This window comes from Nocardiopsis sp. NPDC006198, from assembly GCF_040613895.1.
Taxonomy (GTDB): Bacteria; Actinomycetota; Actinomycetes; order Streptosporangiales; family Streptosporangiaceae; genus Nocardiopsis; species Nocardiopsis tropica.
Map to the genome: position 1 here is coordinate 52,816 of NZ_JBEXSY010000032.1, position 20,499 is coordinate 73,314.

Below are 20,499 nucleotides of genomic sequence, written 5' to 3' on the forward strand. Positions count from 1 at the left end.
CGGGACCGGGGGACTCCCCCTGTCCGGTACCGCCCTTGGATGCGGCCGCCGCGGGCCCCGCCCGCGGCGGCTCCGCGCGGGGCGCGGCCCCCGGACACCCATCCTGCTACGCGAGCGGCGGTATCCGCGGGACACGCCCGGAGGGCGCGGCCTACGGCGCGGTCGGGACCTCGATCTCGCCGTCGATGATCTGCTGCTTGATCGCGTCCAGCTCCTCCTGGATGGGGCTGATCGCCTCCTCGTTGGAGGTCGTGTAGTCCACACCGCCGTCGGCCAGCTCGAAGCGCTGGATGCCGCCCTCGGGGGTGCCCTCCACCGTGCTGTTGATGAGCTCGAACACGGCGACGTCCACCTGCTTGATCGCGGAGGTGAGCACGTACGGCTTCTGGTTGTCCTCGGCGTTCTCGTACTGGTCGCTGTCCACGCCGATGAAGGTGAAGTCGTTCTCCACCGCGGACTCCAGGACGCCGTTGCCGGAGGCGCCGGCGGCGTGGTAGATCACGTCCGCGCCGCGGTCGTACTGGGCCTGGGCCAGCTCGCGCCCCTTGGCCGGGTCGCTGAAGCCGCTGAAGTCCGGCGGCTGGCTGAGGTAGTCGACCTCGACGGTGATGTCCTCGGTGACGTGCTCGGCGCCCGCGACGTAGCCGGCCTCGAACTTGTGGATCAGCGGGGTCTCGACGCCGCCCACGAAGCCGACGTGGTCCTCCTCGGAGGTCAGAGCGGCGGCGGCGCCGGCCAGGAAGGAGGCCTGCTCCTCGGCGAAGACCAGGCTGGTGACGTTGTCGACGTCCTCGATCTCGGAGTCCACGATGGCGAAGTGCACGTCCGGGTACTCGGGCGCGACGGCTCGGACGGCCCCGTCGTAGGCGAACCCGACGGCGATGACCAGGTCGTAGCCCTCGTCGGCCATGGTCGCCAGGCGCTCCTCCTTGGCGGAGTCGGCCTCTCCGTCGGAGGGCTCGAAGTCCTGGGTCTCGACTCCGAGCTCCTCGGCGGCCTGCTCGAGGCCGCGGTAGGCGGAGTCGTTGAACGAGCGGTCGCCGCGGCCGCCGACGTCGTAGGCCAGGCCGACGCGCACGTCGGCCGAGTCCCCCTCGCCGCCGTCGCCGGAACCGTCGGCCTCCTCCGCTGCACTGTCGCACGCGGTGAGGGCCAGCACACCCGCCGCCGCCACCGCGGCGAACCTGACTGCGTTGCTGCGCTTCACTGGTAACTCTCCCCTTCGCCCTCTCAGCGGCCCACATTCCGTACGACCGAACTGAGTTCTGCGGTCGGACAATATCCGGTGGCCGAAAGTACACCTAACCAACAGGCGGAGTTGTTATGAAGGCGAGAGCGTAGTGAAACGGGGTCTTACCCGGAAGTTACCGAACACTCGCCGGAAGCGGTCGGCCGGGTTTGTGTTCCGGGTTTTGACCTCCCGTTCCCCGGACCCCGCGGGCATTACTACGCATTGCTCCACGATGTTCACCCGTTGTCACACCAGCACGTGGGGGCGGGCCGGTCTAGACCGGTATGCGCCGCCTCAGGCGAGAAGGAAGTCCACGACCGCCTGCCGGAAGGCGCGGGAGGACACGGCGTTGCCGTGGTCGCGCCCGGGAACCTCCACGTGTACGCCGCCGCAGCGCCCGGCGAGCCCGGCGGCGCCCTCGGCGACGGCGTCCCGCTCCCCCGAGACGAGCAGGAGCGGAACGCCGTTCAGCAGCGGGTCGGCGCTGAAGGGACGGGAGGCCTGACCGCGCGCGCACGCCGCGAGCGCCGCGGTGTCGTTGCCGGGGAGGGCCGCGACCGCGCGGTAGACGCGGTCGAACGGGGAGTCGCCGGAACCGGGCTCGGACAGGTCGATCCCGGCGAAGGCGTTAACGGGTCCGAAACCGCCCAGGGCCACACGCCTCACCCGTTCCCGCATGGTCAGCGCCAGTTCCCACCCCAGGCGGGAACCCATCGAGTAGCCCACCACGTCGACCCTCTCCACGCCCAACTCGTCGAGCAGGGAAACGAGATCCGCGACAAAGTGTTCGGGCAGGTAGAAAGCCTCCTCCACGGGTTTGTCGCTGGAACCGTGGCCGCGCAGATCCGGACCGATCACCCGTAGCCCTGCGGACTCCAGCGCCCGGGTCCACCCGGTGGCACGCCAATTCATGTCGAAATCGGTGCCGAAACCGTGCAGCAGAAGAACCGGAACCGCATCCGCCGGGGCACGCGGAGGCAAATCCACATAGCGCATTGTCACGTCGCCGGTGAGTTTTGCGGACATGAATCCCCACTCCATTAAATTCTGAAGAACTTGCCGGGCCGCCCGAGGCCCTGTCGGATATTCCTATGAACGGCTCCCCCTGGGGGGCGCCGCCGTTCGTGCGGACCTCCCAACGGCACCGGCGGTCCGGCCGGCACGGCGGCGGCGGGTCAGGCCGTCGGGGGCTTCAGGCGCACCCGGCGGGCGGGCCGGGCCTCCTCCGGGGGGACCCGGCCGACGATGCCCGCCCGGGGCGCCTCGTCGGCCGCCTCCACCGCGAAGGTCACCAGGGGGTCGCCCACCGGGACCACCTGGTCCTCCGCCGCGTGCAGTTCGGCGATCCGGCCCGCCTGGGGCGAGGGGATGACGACGGCCGACTTGGTCGTCTCCACCTCCACGAGGGGGGCGTTGCGCGCCACGACGTCGCCGACGGCGACCTGCCACTCCAGGACCGTCGCCTCGACGAGCCCCTCTCCCAGGTCGGGGAGGGTGAAGGTGATGCTCTCTTCTGCCATGGTCTGTCTAGTACTCCAGGGTCCGTTGGACCGCGAGCAGGATGCGGTCGATGGTCGGCAGGTACTGGCCCTCCAGGGGCCCGGCCGGGTAGGGCACGTCGAACCCGGTGACGCGCTGGACGGGCCCGGACAGGTCGCGGAAGCAGTTCTCGGTGACGAGCGCGGCGACCTCCGCCCCGAGCCCGGCGGTCAGCGGCGCCTCGTGCACGACCACGGCGCGCCCGGTGCGCGACACCGAGGCGGCGAGCCCCGCGGTGTCGACGGGCTTGAGCCAGCGCAGGTCCAGGACCTCCAGGTCCACCCCGTCCTCGGCGGCCAGTTCGGCCACCTGGAGGCACTTGTGCACCATGGCGCCCCAGGCGACGAGGGTGGCGTGGCTGCCCTCGCGCACCACACGGCTGGTGCCGATGGGGTCGCTGGGCTCGCGCAACCGGACGGGCCTGCGGTCCCAGTAGCGGGCCTTGGGCTCCATGAAGACGACGGGGTCGTCGGAGCGCACCGACTGGAGGAGCAGGGTGTAGGCCTCGGCCGGGTCGGAGGGCGCGACGACCTTGAGCCCGGGGGTGTGCGCGAAGAGCGCCTCCAGGCTCTCACCGTGGTGCTCGGGCGCCTGGATGCCGCCGAAGGAGGGCAGCCGGAGCGTGATCGGCATCGGCGCCGATCCCCGCGTCCGGTAGTTCATGCGCGCCACCTGGTTCACGATCTGGTCGATCGCCGGATAGGCGAAGCCGTCGAACTGGAGCTCGGGCACGGGCCTCCAGCCGTTCATCGCCAGTCCCACCGCCATCCCCATGATCGCGGACTCGGCCAGGGGGGTGTCGAAGACACGCTTGTCGCCGAACTCCCGCTGGAGCCCGTCGGTGACGCGGAAGACCCCGCCGAGGGCTCCGACGTCCTCGCCGAAGACCAGGACGTCCGGGTCCTCGGCGAGCAGGGTGCGCAGGGCGCGGTTGACGGCCTGCTGCATGGACAGCTCGACGGGCGGGGCCCCGGCGGCGTCGGGGCCGGCCGCGGCCCGTTCGATCAGCTCGGTCACAGCTCGACCTCTTCCTGCCAGGTGCGGTGCTGACGGGTCAGCTCCTCGGTGGTCTCCCGGAAGACGTGGGTGAAGAGCTCGGAGCCGTGGGGCTCCGGGGCCCCGGCCACGCCGTCGCGGATCTCCTCCGCGCGCCCGGCGGCCTCGGCGTCGGCCTCTGCCAGGTCGGCCTCGTCGGCGTGCCCGGCCGCGAGGACGGCCGCGCGCAGCAGGGCGACGGGGTCGCGGTGCACCCGCCAGTGCTCCGCCTCGGTGTCCTCCCGGTAGCGGCCGGGATCGTCGGAGGTCGAGTGCGGCTCCACCCGGTAGGTGAGCGCCTCGATGAGCGTCGGCCCCCCGCCGGAGCGGGCGCGGGCGACCGCCTCGGCGGTGGCCTCGTACACGGCCCCCGCGTCGTTGCCGTCGACGACGGCCCCGGGCATGCCGTAGCCCTCGGCCCGCGCGGCGACGGATCCGCCGGCGACCTGGCGCTCGTTGGGCACCGACAGCGCCCACCGGTTGTTCTGGCAGAAGAACACGACCGGCGCCCCGAAGACCCCGGCGAAGTTCATCGCCTCGTGGACGTCGCCCTCGGAGCTGGCGCCGTCGCCGAAGTAGGAGAGGGCCACCCCGTCGCCGCCGCGCAGCCGCTCCCCCACGGCCCAGCCGACGGCGTGGGGGACGGGCCCGCCGACCACGGCGTTGACCGCGCCGAACCGGGAGGCCATGACGTCGTAGAGGCCGCCGTGCCACAGGGCGCGGTGGCTCGCCATGTAGCCGACCATGTCCACGCCGTAGGCCAGCGCGGAGGCCATCTCGCGGTAGGTCGGGAAGACGAAGTCGCGCTCGGGGTCGAGCGCCGTGGCGCTCGCGACCTGGGCGGCCTCCTGTCCCCGCACGGACACGTAGGCGGGGAACACGCCCTGGCGCTGGAGGGCGACCGCCTCGGCGTCGAGGTCGCGCGCCGTCCGCATGGCCTGGTACAGGGCGCGGGTGAGGTCCGGCCGGAGGTGGTCCACGCTGATGTGTTCGGGTGCGGCCGATGCGTGGGCGGGCGGGTCCGGGCGCACGGGGCCTCCGTCGAGGGGGGTGTCCCCGTGCTTCCCCCGGAGCGGTCCCCGGGGCGATGGTGAGCGGCGGGCGGGCATGTCGAGCGGCTCCCAACGTGGCCCGCCGCGCGTGGTGGCGCGTCCGGACCGGGTGGTGTCTGTCCTCTACGGCGATTCTCCGGACAACTCGACACTTGCGCTAGATATCCAGGAATAGTTGAAACAAAAGAGAACGAGGACCGCCATCGCGTTCTCGAATGTCTAACGTAGGACCTGGTTCACCTGCGAAAACGACACGGTGACCTATACAGCGCTTACTGTCACCAACCCTCACGAACACCGGGGCATCACCCGAAAACCCCTCGGTTCCGTCGGAGGTAGGGCCTATCATCACGGAACCATCGCGGTTGACTACCAGGGGTGCGTGTTCGACGCCGAGCGCGTACGTTCGGATCAGCCCGACCACCGAGCCAGGGAACGCCCCCCACGACACGACACATGAGGCCGGAAACGGCCGCCGAGCAAGAAGTTCCGTCACGGCCCGGACACGCCGGCGCGGTTACCCGCCGGTCGGGGAAACCCGCCGCCCGCCGTCCGCGTCAACCATGGGTACAGTCGGACTCCCCGCCGACACGCGCCCCCCCACTCCGGATCTCCCGAGACGGTTCCCCCGCCCCCGCCCTCCCGGTACGCCACCTCCCGGTGACCGGCCGGACACCCATCCGGACCCCATCTCGCCGACTGAGACTCCGATGGACGCAAACAACGTTTACCTGGTAGTTCGTTAGCCCCGGTCCACGAAGAGGGAAGGGGCTCCATCCTGAGAACAAGAGCACACGAGGAGACCCACATGGCCATGGGCGACCAGCGCAGGAACGGCCGGCGGCCGGACACGACCGACCAGACGATCCTGAGCGCCCTCGCCAAGGACGCGCGAACAGGCATCACCGAGATCGCCGCCCTGGCCAACGTCTCCCGAGCCACGGCCTACAACCGCATCAAGCGGCTCACCGACGAGGGCGTCATCCGCGGGTACTCCGTGGTGACCGACCACTCCAAGATGGGGCTCGGCGTCACCGCGCTCGTCCTCATCTCGGGCAGCCAGCCGGACTGGCGGGCCAACCGGGAGATCCTGTCCTCGTACCCCGAGATCGAGTACTGCTGGTACGTGGTCGGCTCGGCGGACATCGTCCTCCTCGTCCGCGTGGCCAACACCAACCAGCTGCGCGACCTCATCCTGACCCGTCTGCAGTCGCTTCCCGGTGTGACGTCCACCCAGACGCTCACCGTCATCGACGAGGTCGTGCACCGGCCGGTCGTGGAACCCTCGGACGGCGAGTGAGGCCCCTCATCCCCTGACCGCCCCGGCGACCGAGGCCATCAGCTCGGCGAGCATGTCCGAGCCACGCGCGCGGATGGCCGCGACGTCGTCCCCCACCTCCAGCACCACCTCGGCGTACGCCTTCAGCTTGGGCTCGGTCCCCGAGGGACGCAACGTCACGCGTCCCCACGCCCCGCCCTCCAGCCGGAAGCGCAGTGCGTCCGTCGGCGGCAGTCCCGCGTGTCCGCCGACGAAGTCGTCGACCCCCGCGACCGCGAGGGGGCCGAACGCGGTGGGCGGTTCGGCGCGCAGCCGCCGCATCGCCGCGGAGATGACCGACAGGTCGTCCACCCGCACCGAGAGCTGGTCGCTCAGGTGCAGTCCGTACCGGCGGGCCTGGTCGTCGAGCAGGTCGACCAGGGACCTGCCGCCCCTCTTCGCGTCGTCCGCGAGCGCCGCCGCCACCAGGGCCGCTCCCACCCCGTCCTTGTCGGCGACCGGGCGGCCCCCGTCCCCTCCCACGCAGTAGCCGAGGGCCTCCTCGAAGGCGAAGACCCGCCGCTGCCCGGGACCCCCCGCGCGGGCCAGCCACTTGAAGCCCGTCAGCGTCTCCTCGTAGTGCACGCCGCGGTCGGCGGCGATCTTGCCCAGCAGGCTGGACGAGACGATCGAGGTGGCCACCACGCGGTCCGGCCCGGAGGTGTGGTCCAGCACGTACTCGGCGAGCAGCCCCCCGACCTCGTTGCCGGTGAGCAGGCCGTGCCCGGGGACGGCGAGCGCGAGCCGGTCGGCGTCCGGGTCGTTGGCGATGACCAGGTCGGCGCCGTCGGCGGCGCCGGCCGCCGTCGCCAGGTCCATCGCACCGGGTTCCTCGGGGTTGGGGAACTCCACGGTCGGGAAGTCGGGGTCCGGGTCGAACTGCTCCCGGACCACGGACGGGCGGGCGAACCCGGCCCGCTCCATCGCGGCGAGGAGCACCCTGCCGCCCACCCCGTGCATGGCGGTGTAGGTGGTGGCCAGCGCGCGTTCGCGCCGGGGGACGAGCGCGGTGACCGCCGCCAGGTAGCGGTCCACGGCCTCCTCCCCCAGCACCGTCCACCCCTCCCCCAGGGGGAGGTCGCCGACCGGTCCCGCGGCGTCGATGGCGGCGGAGATCTCGGTGTCCACCGGGGAGACGATCTGGGCCCCCGCGTCGTCCCCCGCCCCGCCGGCGTACACCTTGTAGCCGTTGTCCTGCGGCGGGTTGTGGCTCGCGGTCACCATGATCCCGGCGTCCGCCCCCAGGTCCCGGACGGCGAACGCCAGCACGGGGGTGGGCAGCGGCCCGGGCATCAGGGACACCCGGTGCCCGGCCCCGGTGAGCACGGCGGCGCTGTCGCGGGCGAAGTCCGCCGACCGGTGCCGGGCGTCGTAGCCGACGACCACGTGGGCCCCGGCGCCGCCCCGGCCCCGCAGCCAGGCGGCGATGCCGGCCGCGGCCCGCATCACCACCACGCGGTTCATCCTGTTGGGGCCCGCTCCCAGGGCTCCCCGCAGGCCGGCGGTCCCGAACTCCAGGCGTGCGCCGAAGCGGTCGGCGAGACCGGCCAGGGCGGCGGCCTCGCCCCTGCCGGCGCGCTCCAGCAGCCCCCGCAGCTCCTCGCGGGTGGCGGGGTCGGGGTCCTGGGCGAGCCACTCCCGGGCGAGGGCGGCGGTGTCGGCGGTCATCGGTCCCGTTCCCTCAGAGCCCGGCGACGATGTCGGCGAGCAGGCGACCGACGGTTCCCGCGGACTCCCGGCCCGTGGCGAGCACGTCCTCGTGGTCGAGGTTGGCGCCCTCCAGCCCGGCGGCGATGTTGGTGACGAGCGACAGGCCGAGGACCTGGGCGCCCGCCTCGCGGGCGGCGATGGCCTCCAGGACGGTGGACATGCCGACCAGGTCGGCTCCCATGGCGCGGAGCATGCGGATCTCGGCGGGGGTCTCGAAGTGCGGGCCGGGCATGGCTGCGTAGACGCCCTCGGGCAGGTCCGGGTCCACCCTGCGGGCCAGCTCGCGCAGGGCGGGGGTGTAGGTCTCGGTGAGGTCCACGAAGGTGGCGCCGGTGAGCGGCGACCTCGCGGTCATGTTGAGGTGGTCGGCGATCAGCACCGGGGAGCCCACCGCGTAGGCGGGGTTGATGCCGCCCGCGGCGTTGGTCAGGACGACGGTCCGGGCCCCGGCGGCCACGGCCGTGCGCACGCCGTGCACGACCGCGTCCGTGCCGTGGCCCTCGTACAGGTGGGTGCGGCCCAGGAAGGCGAGCACGCTGCGGCCGCCGTCGCGGATGCTGCGGATCGTGCCGCTGTGCCCCTCCACCGCGGGGGTCCGGAAGCCCGGCAGGTCGGAGGCGGCCAGCTCGTGCCCCGAGTCGCCGAGCAGGTCGGCGGCGGGCGCCCACCCCGATCCCATGACCAGGGCGACGTCGTACTCGTCGACGCCGGTGCGCGAGCGCAGCTCCGCGGCGGCGTCCTCTGCGGCGGCCTGGGGTGTGCGAGTCACTGGGTGCTCTCCGTTCGTTCGTGCCGCGCCGGCGGCGCGGGGTGTCGCCCCGGTGCGCGGGGGGCGGGACATGACCGGTCGGGGGCGGCCCGGCCCGTCCGCGGGCGCCGGTCCCCCTTCTCTACACCCCGACGGGGTGCCACACCGTCTTGGTCTCCAGGAAGGGGGTCATGCGCGAGGTGCCCGGGTCGGGGTCGAGCCAGGCGTCCTCTCCCCCGCCGGGCGCGGGCCGGGGCCGCAGCACCCGGGTGAGGGTGGTCGCCGCCGCCCGCTCGAACTCGACCGCCAGCTCCCCGGAGCCGGCGAGGTCCAGGGCGTTGACGTCGGCGTGGGAGGCCAGGTGCGGTCCGATCTCGCCCACCCTGCCGGTCAGCAGGTTGACCACCCCGCCGGGGAGGTCGGAGGTGGCGAGCACCTCGGCCAGGTCGACGGCGGCCAGGGGCGCGCTCTCGGACGCGACCACCACCGCCGTGTTGCCGGTGGCGACGACCGGAGCGATCACGGAGGTCAGGCCGAGCAGCGGCGCGTCCTGGGGCGCGAACACGGCCACCACGCCGGTCGGCTCGGGGGCCGAGTGGTTGTAGAAGGGGCCCGCCACGGGGTTGGCGCCGCCGAGCACCTGGGCGAACTTGTCGGTCCAGCCCGCGTAGTACACCCACCGGTCGACGGCGGCGGAGACCACCCGGTCGGCGTCCGCGCGGGACAGCCCCTGCGCGGCCGCCGCCTGGGCGGCGAACTGCTCCCGCCGGCCCTCCAGGACCTCCGCGACCCGGTACAGGACCTGGCCCCGGTTGTAGGCGGTGCGCGACGACCAGCCCCCGAAGGCCTTGCGGGCCGCGGTGACGGCGTCGCGCGCGTCCTTGCGCGACGCGAGGGAGGCGTTGGCCAGGTGTTCGCCGTTCGAGGAGGTCACGGGGTAGCTCCTGCCCGACTCCGAGCGGGGGAAGGCCCCGCCCACGTAGAGCTTGTAGGTCTTGCGGACCGCGAGGCGCGCGGGCACGCCGGACGCGGGGGCCGCGCTCCCTCCCCGGCCCTCGGCGGCCTCGGCCGCGCCCCTGCCGGCCTTCCCGGTGCTTCGCCGCTCAGCCAAGGTAGGCCTCCAATCCGTGCCGTCCGCCCTCGCGGCCGTATCCCGACTCCTTGTAGCCGCCGAAGGGGCTGGTGGGGTCGAACTTGTTGAACGTGTTGGACCAGACCACGCCCGCGCGCAGGCGCTCGGCGGTCCACAGCATGCGGGAGCCCTTCTCGGTCCACACGCCCGCGGAGAGGCCGTAGGGGGTGTTGTTGGCCTTCTCCACCGCCTCCTCGGGGGTGCGGAAGGTCAGGACGGACAGGACGGGCCCGAAGATCTCCTCGCGGGCGACCCGGTGGGCCTGGCTGACGCCGGTCAGGACCGTGGGGGCGAACCAGTAGCCGTTCTCCGGCAGGTCGCAGGCGGGCGACCAGCGCTCGGCGCCCTCGGCCTCCCCGGTGTCGGTGATCTCGCGGATCCGCTCCAGCTGGGCGGCGGAGTTGATCGCCCCGATGTCGGTGTTCTTGTCCAGGGGGTCGCCCAGGCGCAGCTTGGAGATCCGCGCCTTGAGCAGCGGGAGGAACTCCTCGGCGACCGACTCCTGGACCAGCAGCCGGGAGCCCGCGCAGCACACGTGGCCCTGGTTGAAGAAGATGCCCGAGACGACGCCCTCGACGGCCTGGTCGATCGCCGCGTCGTCGTAGACGATGTTGGCGCCCTTGCCGCCCAGTTCGAGGGTGAGGCGCTTGCCGGTGCCCGCGACGGAGCGGGCGATCCGGCGCCCCACCCCGGTGGAGCCGGTGAAGGCCACCTTGTCGGCGCCGGGGTGCTCGACCAGGGCCTGCCCGGTCTCGCCCGCGCCGGTCAGGATGTTGACCACGCCCGGGGGCAGCTCGGCCTCCTGGCAGATCTGGGCGAAGACCATCGCGGTGAGCGGGGTGGTCTCGGCCGGCTTGAGGACCACGGTGTTGCCGGTGGCCAGGGCGGGTGCCACCTTCCACGCGAGCATGAGCAGCGGGAAGTTCCACGGGATGACCTGCGCGGCGACGCCGAGCGGCTTCGGGTCCGGGCCGAGGCCCGCGTGCGCGAGCTTGTCGGCCCACCCGGCGTAGTAGAAGAAGTGCGCGGCGACCAGCGGCACGTCGACGTCGCGGGTCTCCTTGATGGGCTTGCCGTTGTCCAGCGACTCCAGCACGGCCAGTTCGCGCGAGCGCTCCTGGACGATGCGGGCGATGCGGAACAGGTACTTGCCGCGTTCGGCACCGCTCATCCGGCCCCACACGGTCTCCTGGGCGCGGCGGGCGGCGGCGACGGCGCGGTCGACGTCGGCGGGCCCGGCGACGGCGACCCGCGCGAGCGGGGTCTCGTCGGCGGGGTTGAGGGTGGTGAGGTACTCCCCGCCCTCGGCGGGGGAGAACCCTCCGTCGACGAACAGGTCGTAGGTCTCGCGCAGGGCGACGACGGAGCGGGACTCCGGTGCGGGCGCGTACTCGAAGATCACGGCTCTAGTCCAGCGTGTAGTAGTCGGGGCCCGGGTAGGTGCCGGTGGTCAGCCTGGTGCGCTGCATGAGCAGGTCGTTGAGGAGGCTGGAGGCGCCGATCCGGAACAGGTCGGGGGTCAGCCAGTCGGGGCCGGCGACCTCGTTGACCATGACCAGGTTGCGGACGGCGTCCTTGGTGGTGCGGATGCCCCCGGCGGGTTTGACGCCCACGCGCCGCCCGGTGTCGGCGTGGTGGTCGCGGACGGCCTCCAGCATCACCAGGGTGACCGGCGGCGTCGCGGCCGGGGACACCTTGCCGGTGGAGGTCTTGACGAAGTCGGCCCCGGCCCGGATCGCCAGGTGCGAGGCGCGCCGGACGTTGTCGTAGGTGACGAGTTCGCCGGTCTCCAGGATGACCTTGAGGTGCGCGGCGCCGCAGGCCTCCTTGACGGCGGCGATCTCCTCGAAGACCTTGAGGTAGTCGCCGGACAGGAACGCCCCCCGGTCGATGACCATGTCGATCTCGCTCGCGCCGTCGGCGACGGCGCGGCGGGTGTCGGCGAGCTTGACCTCCATCGGGGCCCGGCCGGACGGGAAGGCGGTGGCCACCGAGGCCACCCCGATCCCGGTGCCGCCCAGCGCCGCGACGGCGGTGGCGACCATGTCCGGATAGACGCACACGGCGCCGACGCGCGGCACGGTGCGGTCCGAGGGGTCGGGGTTGGCGGCCTTGGCGCACAGGGCCCGGACCTTGCCGACGGTGTCGGCCCCCTCCAGGGTGGTCAGGTCGACCATGCTGATGGCCAGGTCGACGGCCCTGGCCTTGGCGGTGGTCTTGATCGACCGGGTCGCCAGGTCCTGGGCCCGGGACCGCGCGCCGACCTCGTCCACGCCCGGAAGTCCGTGCAGGAACGCCCTGAGGGCGCGGTTGGTCGTCGCCTCGGGCGCGAATGCGGTGTGGGGCACGGGCACCTACTGCTCGATCGGGTTGCTGGCCGGTCCGCCCGCCGAGGTCGGCGGAAGCGGTTCGGGGAAGCGTGCGCGAAGGCCCGTTCCCCGGGCGTCCGGCCGGGGTCGCCCCCGGGGCCGGGCACTCAGGCAGTCACCATAACCCCGGGCGGAGCGGCCGTCGGTATCCGCCCTGAGGGCATTGCCGAAGGTTGGAGAAGCCTCCAACCAGGACCGGTGAGCCGAGTGGTGGTTTCCTCCAACCCGGGTGGGAAAAACCCTGAAAACGGACACTCGGGCCGGGACCTCACCGGCATCGGGGGCTCGCGCGGTCTGGACCGGGGTACTCCTCCACGCCGCCCGGACGGGGTGCGAGACTGGCGCGGACCGGACCCCCGCCGGGCTCCGGAAGGGGCCCGGCCGAGTCGACAGGAGCGAGCGGTGGCACCAGCGAACACGACGGGGCGGACCGGTCCGCGCACGGGCGCGGACGCCGCCGGCCGCACGGGGGACGGGGACGGCGCCGCGGGCCGGCCTGGCCCGGCCGGCGCCCGGCGGCCCGGCCCCCCGGAGCTGCGCCTGGTGCGCCTGGACCGGGGAACCGCCGAGTCCGCCCTGCTCAGGGCGGCCGTGCTGGAGCACCGTCCGCTGCCCGGACGGCGCGGGTACGTGAGGGCGCCCGCGGCCACGCTCCCCCTCGCCGACGCCGACCCGGCACGCACCCCCTTCGCGGTCGTGGCGGGGCCCGGACCGGTGCGGGACGCGGCCGGGGCGCGTGCCTCGTGCGCGGGTTTCGGCGTCCTGGACCGGGCGGTGCACGCGCGCGACCTGGTGCCGGATCCCGCGCACGCGGTGCTGCTGCGCGCCTTCCACGTCGCCCCGGACTGGGAGGGGAAGGGGGTGGGCCGGGCCTCGTGCTCGGCCCCGCTGCTGGACCGGCTCGCGGCGGAGGTCGCGCCGGACGCCTCCGAGCTGGTGCTGTGCGTCGACGAGGCCAACCGGCGGGCGGCGCGGGTGTACGGGGCCGCCGGGTTCTCCTTCACGGGCCGGCGCCTCTTCGCCGAGCCGGACGGCATACAGCTGGTGATGGTCCGGCCGCTCGTCGCCGGGGGCGGGTCCTGACACGCGGCCGCCGGGGTCGGCGTACGCTTGCCCCATGGCGGAGTTCCGGATCAGCACCGACGACGACCGCGTCGACCTGCGCAGGATGGCGGCTGCCCTCGTCGAGTCCCAGAGGTGGGCGCGCGACGACGTGAGCATCTGGGACAACCGGCGCGGCGAGGTGATCGTGACGGTCGACGACGCGCTGCTGCGCAAGCCCGAGGCCGACCCGATGCACCGCCCCCGGCACACGCCCCGGGACGTCCACGACGCCTGCGAGACCCTGCGCAGGGAGGACCCGTCGCTGCGCCGCGTGGACTTCCGGTTCCTGCGCGAGGAGACGGCGCGCTTCTTCTCCGCCGGGTGGACCGTCTCCGACGTGCTGCACGCCCTGGGCCACCGCCCCGACGGGGCGCCCTGGCCCCTCGGTCCGGAGCGGCAGGGCACCGACTGGCTCCGCGAGCGCATGAGGGCGTGGCGCACCCCCGACGGGGACATCCGCCCCTCGCAGTCGCAGGAGGGCGCCCAGCTCCGGGTGATCAGCCGCGCGGGGCTGCCGGTGGACATCGGCCTGCCCGAGGACGCCGAGGTGTCCCAGCGGCCCGTGGCGAGCCGGTCGGCGGCGCGCTCCGCGGCCGACGACGCCCGGCGGCTCATCCGGCAGAACTCCCGCACCAGCAGCGATTCCCTCGCCCACCGGGACCGCACCTCCGCGAACATCACCCGCCGGGACGGCCTCCGCTAGCCCGTCTTCGCTCGTCGACGAGGGAGACGGCCCCGTTCGCCGCCTCGCCGAGGAGGAGTTCGGCCGGCCCCCTGCCGACGAGCAGCCTCCAGAGGGTGGCGAACAGGAGGGCCCCGAGGACGAACCACTCCAGCAGCCACGGGGAGGCCCACGCGGATCCGGCGGCCCCGATGACCACCGCCAGGACGAGGATGTGCCCGCTGTAGACGGTGAGCGGCATCCGGCCGACCGAGGTCAGCGGGTACATGGCGATCCGGAACCGGTCGCACAGGAACAGGCAGGCCACGAGCACGAGAAGGCCCTGGCCGACCGCCTCGGCGATCTCGAAGGTGGTGCCGGTGTGCGGCGTGTTGACCGCCAGCCACCACCAGGTGTCGGTCGGGACCTGCCCCGAGATCGACTCGGCGTGGTCGGTGACCGCGTACCGCACCTGCTCCGCCACCGCCGGATCGGCGGCGGCCTCCGGTGTCAGGCCGGTGAGCTCCGGGCCGCTGGCCGCGACGAGCCGGTCCAGCCCGCCCAGGGGGCCGAGTGCCAGCCACGACCCCCCGTAGGCGAACACGGACAGCGCCGCGCCCGTGACCGCCAGGCGCACCCTGACGGCGGTGGCGGTGAGGTCGAGCCGTCCGACGGCCATGCCCGCGACCACGAAGACCATGAAGGTGACCGCCGGGTAGTAGCCGGTCAGGAAGAACTCCGTGAGCGTCGGCACCGAGCCGCTCCGCAGCTGCGGGGGGAAGAAGGCCTCGCGCAGCGCGAACGACAGGAACGGTCCGACGGCGGCCAGGGCGCCCGCCACCGCCCACAGCGCGCCCGGGCGCAGCTTCACCAGCGGCAGCGCCAGCAGGAAGAACCCGGCGTAGTAGGTGAGGATGATCGCGATCGGCACCGCCATGACGTCCAGGACCGCGCCGAGGAGCCCGATGAGGACGGCCCGGGTGAGGATGCGCGCGACGGCCCGGCGCAGCGGTTCCCCGGCGGCGGGGACGGTGCGCCCGGTCATGAACGCCAGGGAGACCCCGGCGAGGAGGGCGAAGAGCGCCGAGGAGTTGCCCCGCACGATGCCGTGCAGGTCCCACGCGTAGTTCTCGGGCGACAGGAAACCCATCGAGGCCACCCCGAGGTGGACGACGAACATCCCGAAGACGGCGAGGGCGCGGGCCGCGTCGATGCCGTCGATCCGCGCCTTCGGCGAGGGCGGTCCGGCGGGGGCCGTGGAGGTGTCGTCAGACTGGTTCTGTGCCACGCCCGTCAGGCTATGCCCGTTCTGTCCCCCGCAACAATGCGCGGCGCCGCCACCGCGTGGCCACAGACGGCCACGCGCGGAACGCCGTTCCGCCGGACCGGGGAGCGGTCACGGCGAGGACCGCGGAGGGGACGCGGCGAGGAGGATGTCGAGCAGGCCGGGGAAGCGCCCGTCGATGTCAGCGCAGCGCAGGGCGAGGTAGAGCCTGCGCCCGTCGGGCCGCTGGCGGATGACCCCGCTCTCCCGGAGCACACGCAGGTGGTGGGTCATGCTCGACTTCGGGATCTCGGGGACGACCTCGCCGCAGAACCGCTCCTCGCCGTCGGCGAGTGTGCGGGCGACCTCCATCCGGACGGGGTGGCCCAGGGCGGCGAGCACGTCGACGAGCTCGATGTCGGCGGCGTCGGGGTGGTGGAGTCCTGCCATGCGACCACTGTACGGGAATACCGTACGAACAGCGGCCCGAGGGCCTTGACAGCCGACGCACATCCGTACGAGGATTCCGTACAGTTCGTTTGTACGGTTTTTTCGTACAAAAGGACGGCCGCAGCCCCCGGACAGAGGACCCCCACATGACCACGGTCGACCCCCTGAGCGACACCGCGCTCGCACACTCGCTCGACGGCGGCTTCTCCAGCCGCCACGCCGACGTCGACGGCGTCCGGCTGCACTACGTCTCCGGCGGGGACGGGGACGGGGATCCCCTGATCCTGCTGGGCGGGTGGCCGCAGACCTGGTGGCAGTGGAACAAGGTGATGCCCGCGCTGGCGCGCCGCCGCCGGGTGATCGCCGTGGACCTGCGCGGCATGGGATCCTCCTCCAAGCCCGAGGGGGGCTACGACAAGAGGACCATGGCGCGCGACGTCCACGCCCTCGCCGAACACCTCGGGCTGACCCGCGTCAGCATCGCGGGACACGACATCGGCGCGATGGTCGCCTACGCCCACGCCGCCCTCTTCCCGGAGTCGACCGGCCGGATCTGCCTCCTGGACGTCCCCCACCCGGACGGGGACTGGTCCTCCTTCACCCTCCTGCCCGGACCGCACCAGTACGTCGACCCCGACCGGACGGGCGTGTCCGGCTCCTACCTGTGGTGGTTCGCCCTCAACCAGGTGCAGGGCCTGCCGGAGGCGTTGCTGGAGGGCCGCTACCGCCTGCTCTCCGACTGGCTCTTCGACCGCTCGGCCAAGGACCCCGCCTCGATCGACGAACGCTCCCGGCAGGTCTACGGCCGCGCCTACTCCACGGCGGACGCCATCCGCTCCGGCAACGCGTGGTACCGCGCCTTCAACACCGACATCGAGCACGAGAGGGACTACGGGAAGGTGGAGGCGCCGCTCCTCGCCCTGGGCGGCGACGAGAGCAACTACGCCTACCTGAGGGACCTGATGCCCTCCAAGGGCGCCGACGTCCGGGTGGCCGAGATCGCCGACTGCGGGCACTACCTGCCCGAGGAGCAGCCGGAGGCCGTGGTCGACGCGCTGGAGTCCTTCCTGCGCTGACCCCGCCCCGGCGCGAGGGGCCGGGCTCCGCCACGGAGGCGGGCCCGGCCCCTCGCGCGTGTTCCGCGTGATCCGCCCCGGCAGGCCGGCCGCGCGGGCGGAGGGCCCGGGTCAGCCCTTCAGTTCGCTGAAGCGGTCCAGGGCCTCCGGGTTGGCCAGGGAGTCGCGGCTGGCGACCTTCTCGGGGTCCTCGCCCATGAGGATGCGCTTGACCGGGACCTCCAGCACCTTCCCGGACAGGGTCCGGGGCACGGCCGCGATGGCGCGCACGCGGTCGGGCACGTGGCGGGGCGAGCAGTCGGTGCGGATGCGCCGGGCGATCTCCCCGGGCAGGTCGCCCTCCAGGTCGGCCCCCTCGCGCAGGACGGTGAACAGCTCGATCCTGGAGGAGCCGTCCTCCTGGGGCACGTCCACCACGAGGGCGTCCACGACGTCGTCGAGGGCGAGGACCGCGCGGTAGATCTCGCTGGTGCCCATGCGGACGCCGCCGCGGTTGATGGTGGAGTCCGAGCGGCCGTAGATGATCGCCGTGCCGCGGTCGGTGATCTCGATCCAGTCGCCGTGCCGCCAGACCCCCGGGTAGACGGAGAAGTAGCTGTCGCGGAGGCGTTCGCCGTCCTCGTCCCCCCAGAAGAAGACGGGCATGGACGGCGCGGGCTGCGTGACGACGAGCTCGCCCACCTCGCCGGTGAGCTCCCTGCCCTCGGGGTCCCAGGAGGCGACCGCCATGCCGAGCGCCCGGGACTGGATCTCGCCCTCGTAGACCGGCAGCGTGGGCGTCCCGCCGACCAGGCAGCTGCACACGTCGGTGCCGCCGGAGGTCGAGAACAGCCAGAGGTCTGCGCCGAACTCGTCGTAGACCCAGGAGAACGCCTCGGGGCTGAGGGGGGAGCCGGTGGAGCCGATGGCCTTGAGGCTGGAGAGGTCGCGCCCCTCGCGGGGGTGGACGCCCTCCTTCATCGAGGAGGCCAGGAAGCCCGCGCTGGTGCCGAAGACGGTCACCCCGGCGTCGGCGGCCAGGTCCCAGAGCGCGCCCATGTCGGGCGCCGCCGGGCTGCCGTCGTACAGGACGATGGAGGCCGGGGTCAGCAGGACGCTGACCAGGAAGTTCCACATCATCCAGCCGGTGGTGGTGAACCAGAAGACCCGGTCGTCCTCGCGGGCGTCCAGGTGGAGGTGGAGGTTCTTGAGCTGCTCCAGGAGGATGCCGCCGTGTCCGTGCACGATGGCCTTGGGCAGCCCGGTGGTCCCGGAGGAGTAGAGCACCCAGAGGGGGTGGTCGAAGGGGACCGGGGTGAACTCCAGTTCGGCCCCGGCGCCGGACTCCTCCAACTGCCCCCAGGGCATGGTGCCGTCGAGGGGGGTGCCGGGGGCGAGGTGGTCGAGGAGGACGGTGTGCTCGGCGGTGGGCAGTGCGGCGCGCAGCTCGTCGACCACGGGGCGCCGGTCGAAGTCCTTGCCGCCGTAGCGGTAGCCGTCGACGGCGAGGAGGACCTTCGGCTCGATCTGCGCGAAGCGGTCGATGACGCTGCGGACCCCGAAGTCCGGCGAGCAGGAGGACCACACGGCGCCGAGGGAGGCGACGGCGTAGAACGCGGCGACCGTCTCGGGGAGGTTGGGCAGGTACGCGGCCACGCGGTCGCCCGGGCCGACCCCCAGTCCGCGCAGCCCGGCGGCGATGGCGGCGGTGCGCCGGCGGAGTTCGCCCCAGGTCCACTCGCCGAGTCCGCGCAGCTCGGTGGCGTGCCGGATGGCGACGCGGGCGTCGTCGCGGCCCTCGAAGACGTGTCGGGCGTAGTTGAGGGTCGCCCCCGGGAACCACGAGGCGCCTGGCATGGCGCGTTCGGCCAGCACCCGTTCGTAGGGGGTCTCGGACCGGACTCCGTAGTACTCCCAGACCGCTTCCCAGAAGCCGTCGACGTCGGTGACCGACCAGCGCCAGAGGGAGTCGTAGTCGAAGGACGCGGCCGGGGAGCCCGCCTCCCCGCCGAACGCACGGACCCCCTTGTTCTCCGAGGCCCACCGGGCGAACGCGACGATGTTCGAGGACTCGGTCCGCGCCTCGTCGGGCTCCCAGAGCACACGGGGCACTCTGCTCTCCGTCATTGGCCCGCCTTCCCAATCGCGTGGCTGTGTGTTGCTGTGAGACCCATCTAACAACACCCCACCACCTCCGCCACGCCCCGGCCTCGCGACAGGGAGGACCGGGGCGTGTGGTAGGCGCGCAGGTCACCGGCGCGGCGGCCGCGGCCGGGCCCGGCCCGGAACGCGGTCGGGACGGGCTCCCGCGAGGGGCCGCGCGCTCCCGTGGGATCCGGTCACGGGACGTCTGCGGCCGCGGCGGGTCAGGCGGCGAGCAGAGCCGCGACGGCGGCCACCGGGGAGTCGACCACGGGGGAGCCCGTGGCCTCCAGCCGCTCGCGCGCCATCAGCCCGCTGGCGACCAGGACGGACCTGGCGCCCGCCTCGCGGGCGGCGCGCGCGTCGTCGTCGATGTCGCCGATCAGCACGACGCCGGCCGGGTCGATGCCCTGGTGGTCGAGGTGGCGCACCAGGTGTTCGGCCTTGGAGTCGTGCTCGGTGGCGAACCTGCGGCCGTCGACCCGCGTGAAGTGGGAGGTGAGCCCGCGCTCGGTGACCAGGGGCACCAGGTGCTCGTGCGAGGCCATGGAGAGCAGGGACTGCGTGCCGCCGCCGCCGGACCACCGGAGCAGCACGTCCGGGACGCCCTCGCTCAGCTCGCAGGTGTGCAGGTGCTCCAGGTAGCTGCTGTCGTAGAGCCGCTCCGCGTGCTCCCACTCGCCGTCGGCGAAGGGTCGGCCGAGGAGGTCCTCGTAGCAGGGGATGAGGGGCCGCCGGAAGACGGAGCGCCAGTAGTCCATCTCCACGGGCTCGCGGCCGAACCGCGCGCAGACGGCGTTCACCGCCGCGAGGTTGGCGTGGTTGTCGTCCAGGAGGGTGCCGTTCCAGTCCCAGACGATGTGGGTGATACCGGTTCGGTCGAAGGTCGTTTCAGTCATCGGCAGCACTTTACGGCCCCTCGCCCCGGTTCGTGAATGCGTTTTCGGCCACCTCACCTCGGGTGACCGGGGTCCGGGGCCTCCGGGACGCGGGCCGCGCGCCGCTCCGCCCGGGTCCGGCGCGTGCGCCGGACCAGCAGGGCGCCGCCGACGACCATCACGGGGAAGAGGACGAGGACGAGCAGCGGCACCAGGATCGCGAGCAGCGAGGTGACCAGGCTGACGAAGTCCTCCAGGAGGGAGACGAGGGGGGCCGAGCAGCCGAGCGAGACGCCGTTGGTCACGACCCGCGCCATCGCCTTGGCGACGTGGAAGAGCAGGGCGACCACCACGCCGGCGATCACCGGGATCCAGGAGACCCCGGTCCCGTCCTCCGCCACGGCTCCGGAGGCGGCGCCGGTGATCTCGGACAGCTCGACCGTCGAGGCCCCCGCGCCGAAGACGATGCCTCCCGAGGTGGGCCGCACCACGGTCTGGATGACGTCGTTGACGCTGTCGACGGCGGGGAACTTGTCGGCGGCGAACTCCACGACCAGCAGCACGCCGAGGGTCACGAGGGTGACGGGGTGTTCGAGCCACAGCCAGGCGTCGCCGAGCGGGACGAGATCGGTGAAGCGGGCGAGCAGGCCGACCGCGAGGAGGGGGATGTAGGCGTTGAGCCCCGCCGCGGAGGCCAGGCCCAACCCGGTGAGAGTGGCGAACATGCTCTTCCTTCTGTGCTCCAGGGGGGACGGGGGCCGGGCGCGCACGGCCCCCCGCCCCGCGCCGGTGTCACCCTGTGACGCGAACC

Annotated in this window: 19 protein-coding genes; 4 read left to right on the forward strand and 15 right to left on the reverse strand. The window is 73.2% G+C overall.

Going from position 1 to position 20,499, the window contains the following annotated elements:
- Nucleotides 1-151 precede the first annotated feature (151 nt).
- From ABZ234_RS21105 to ABZ234_RS21125, 5 genes are all read right to left on the reverse strand, one after another.
- A complete protein-coding gene (locus ABZ234_RS21105; RefSeq protein ID WP_355013185.1) occupies nucleotides 152-1,207 on the reverse strand; it encodes a BMP family ABC transporter substrate-binding protein in 1,056 nt (351 codons plus the stop codon).
- Nucleotides 1,208-1,525: 318 nt separating this feature from the next.
- Nucleotides 1,526-2,257, reverse strand: a complete 732-nt coding sequence (locus tag ABZ234_RS21110) for an alpha/beta hydrolase (protein WP_355013186.1) — start codon at nucleotides 2,255-2,257, stop codon at nucleotides 1,526-1,528.
- A gap of 149 nt (nucleotides 2,258-2,406) precedes the next feature.
- Nucleotides 2,407-2,751 (reverse strand): biotin/lipoyl-containing protein, encoded by a 345-nt coding sequence (locus ABZ234_RS21115; RefSeq protein ID WP_267948800.1) that lies wholly within the window; start codon nucleotides 2,749-2,751, stop codon nucleotides 2,407-2,409.
- A 7-nt stretch (nucleotides 2,752-2,758) separates the two neighbouring features.
- Nucleotides 2,759-3,787, reverse strand: coding sequence for an alpha-ketoacid dehydrogenase subunit beta (locus ABZ234_RS21120; RefSeq protein WP_355013187.1), 1,029 nt, complete (start codon nucleotides 3,785-3,787; stop codon nucleotides 2,759-2,761).
- A complete protein-coding gene (locus ABZ234_RS21125) occupies nucleotides 3,784-4,785 on the reverse strand; it encodes a thiamine pyrophosphate-dependent enzyme (protein ID WP_267948798.1) in 1,002 nt (333 codons plus the stop codon). The genes ABZ234_RS21120 and ABZ234_RS21125 overlap by 4 nt, the downstream gene beginning before the upstream one ends.
- An 880-nt stretch (nucleotides 4,786-5,665) precedes the next feature.
- Between ABZ234_RS21125 and ABZ234_RS21130 the strand changes: the two genes are divergently transcribed.
- On the forward strand, nucleotides 5,666-6,157 hold the full coding sequence (locus ABZ234_RS21130) for an Lrp/AsnC family transcriptional regulator (protein WP_267948797.1): 492 nt from the start codon (nucleotides 5,666-5,668) through the stop codon (nucleotides 6,155-6,157).
- Nucleotides 6,158-6,163: 6 nt separating this feature from the next.
- On the opposite strand, the gene ABZ234_RS21135 is transcribed toward ABZ234_RS21130, so the two are convergent.
- The 5 genes from ABZ234_RS21135 to deoC form a co-directional block, all read right to left on the reverse strand.
- Nucleotides 6,164-7,843 carry a phospho-sugar mutase gene (locus ABZ234_RS21135; protein WP_355013188.1) on the reverse strand — a complete coding sequence of 560 codons (1,680 nt, stop codon included), beginning with the start codon at nucleotides 7,841-7,843 and terminating at the stop codon, nucleotides 6,164-6,166.
- 13 nt (nucleotides 7,844-7,856) lie between these two features.
- Nucleotides 7,857-8,654 carry a purine-nucleoside phosphorylase gene (locus ABZ234_RS21140; RefSeq protein WP_355013189.1) on the reverse strand — a complete coding sequence of 266 codons (798 nt, stop codon included), beginning with the start codon at nucleotides 8,652-8,654 and terminating at the stop codon, nucleotides 7,857-7,859.
- A 121-nt stretch (nucleotides 8,655-8,775) separates the two neighbouring features.
- Nucleotides 8,776-9,744 (reverse strand): aldehyde dehydrogenase family protein, encoded by a 969-nt coding sequence (locus ABZ234_RS21145; protein ID WP_355013190.1) that lies wholly within the window; start codon nucleotides 9,742-9,744, stop codon nucleotides 8,776-8,778.
- The gene (locus tag ABZ234_RS21150; RefSeq protein ID WP_267948793.1) at nucleotides 9,737-11,167 is read right to left on the reverse strand and encodes an aldehyde dehydrogenase family protein; all 1,431 of its coding nucleotides are present in this window, start codon (nucleotides 11,165-11,167) and stop codon (nucleotides 9,737-9,739) included. Before ABZ234_RS21150 ends, ABZ234_RS21145 begins: the two co-directional genes overlap by 8 nt.
- 4 nt (nucleotides 11,168-11,171) lie before the next feature.
- Nucleotides 11,172-12,119, reverse strand: coding sequence for a deoxyribose-phosphate aldolase (deoC, locus tag ABZ234_RS21155; protein ID WP_267948792.1), 948 nt, complete (start codon nucleotides 12,117-12,119; stop codon nucleotides 11,172-11,174).
- A 417-nt stretch (nucleotides 12,120-12,536) separates the two neighbouring features.
- On the opposite strand from deoC, the gene ABZ234_RS21160 reads away from it, so the two are divergent.
- On the forward strand, nucleotides 12,537-13,217 hold the full coding sequence (locus tag ABZ234_RS21160; RefSeq protein WP_355013191.1) for a GNAT family N-acetyltransferase: 681 nt from the start codon (nucleotides 12,537-12,539) through the stop codon (nucleotides 13,215-13,217).
- Nucleotides 13,218-13,251: 34 nt separating this feature from the next.
- Nucleotides 13,252-13,941, forward strand: a complete 690-nt coding sequence (locus ABZ234_RS21165) for a hypothetical protein (protein WP_344179845.1) — start codon at nucleotides 13,252-13,254, stop codon at nucleotides 13,939-13,941.
- On the opposite strand, the gene ABZ234_RS21170 is transcribed toward ABZ234_RS21165, so the two are convergent.
- Together ABZ234_RS21170 and ABZ234_RS21175 are read right to left on the reverse strand one after the other, a co-directional pair.
- Entirely contained in the window at nucleotides 13,916-15,187 is a 1,272-nt protein-coding gene (locus ABZ234_RS21170; protein WP_355013192.1) for a heparan-alpha-glucosaminide N-acetyltransferase domain-containing protein, read from the reverse strand. The genes ABZ234_RS21165 and ABZ234_RS21170 overlap by 26 nt on opposite strands.
- 108 nt (nucleotides 15,188-15,295) lie before the next feature.
- Nucleotides 15,296-15,613 carry a helix-turn-helix domain-containing protein gene (locus ABZ234_RS21175; protein WP_344179847.1) on the reverse strand — a complete coding sequence of 106 codons (318 nt, stop codon included), beginning with the start codon at nucleotides 15,611-15,613 and terminating at the stop codon, nucleotides 15,296-15,298.
- Nucleotides 15,614-15,759: 146 nt separating this feature from the next.
- On the opposite strand from ABZ234_RS21175, the gene ABZ234_RS21180 reads away from it, so the two are divergent.
- Entirely contained in the window at nucleotides 15,760-16,689 is a 930-nt protein-coding gene (locus ABZ234_RS21180; RefSeq protein ID WP_352983396.1) for an alpha/beta hydrolase, read from the forward strand.
- Nucleotides 16,690-16,800: 111 nt separating this feature from the next.
- Here ABZ234_RS21180 and ABZ234_RS21185 read toward each other — a convergent pair whose 3' ends face one another.
- The 3 genes from ABZ234_RS21185 to ABZ234_RS21195 form a co-directional block, all read right to left on the reverse strand.
- Nucleotides 16,801-18,795: an acetoacetate--CoA ligase gene (locus ABZ234_RS21185; protein WP_355013193.1), complete on the reverse strand. Its 1,995-nt coding sequence runs from the start codon at nucleotides 18,793-18,795 to the stop codon at nucleotides 16,801-16,803.
- 239 nt (nucleotides 18,796-19,034) lie between these two features.
- Complete coding sequence (locus ABZ234_RS21190) at nucleotides 19,035-19,709, reverse strand: HAD hydrolase-like protein (protein ID WP_355013194.1); 675 nt, start codon at nucleotides 19,707-19,709, stop codon at nucleotides 19,035-19,037.
- Nucleotides 19,710-19,762: 53 nt separating this feature from the next.
- A complete protein-coding gene (locus ABZ234_RS21195) occupies nucleotides 19,763-20,413 on the reverse strand; it encodes a DUF4126 domain-containing protein (protein WP_355013195.1) in 651 nt (216 codons plus the stop codon).
- Nucleotides 20,414-20,499 lie beyond the last annotated feature (86 nt).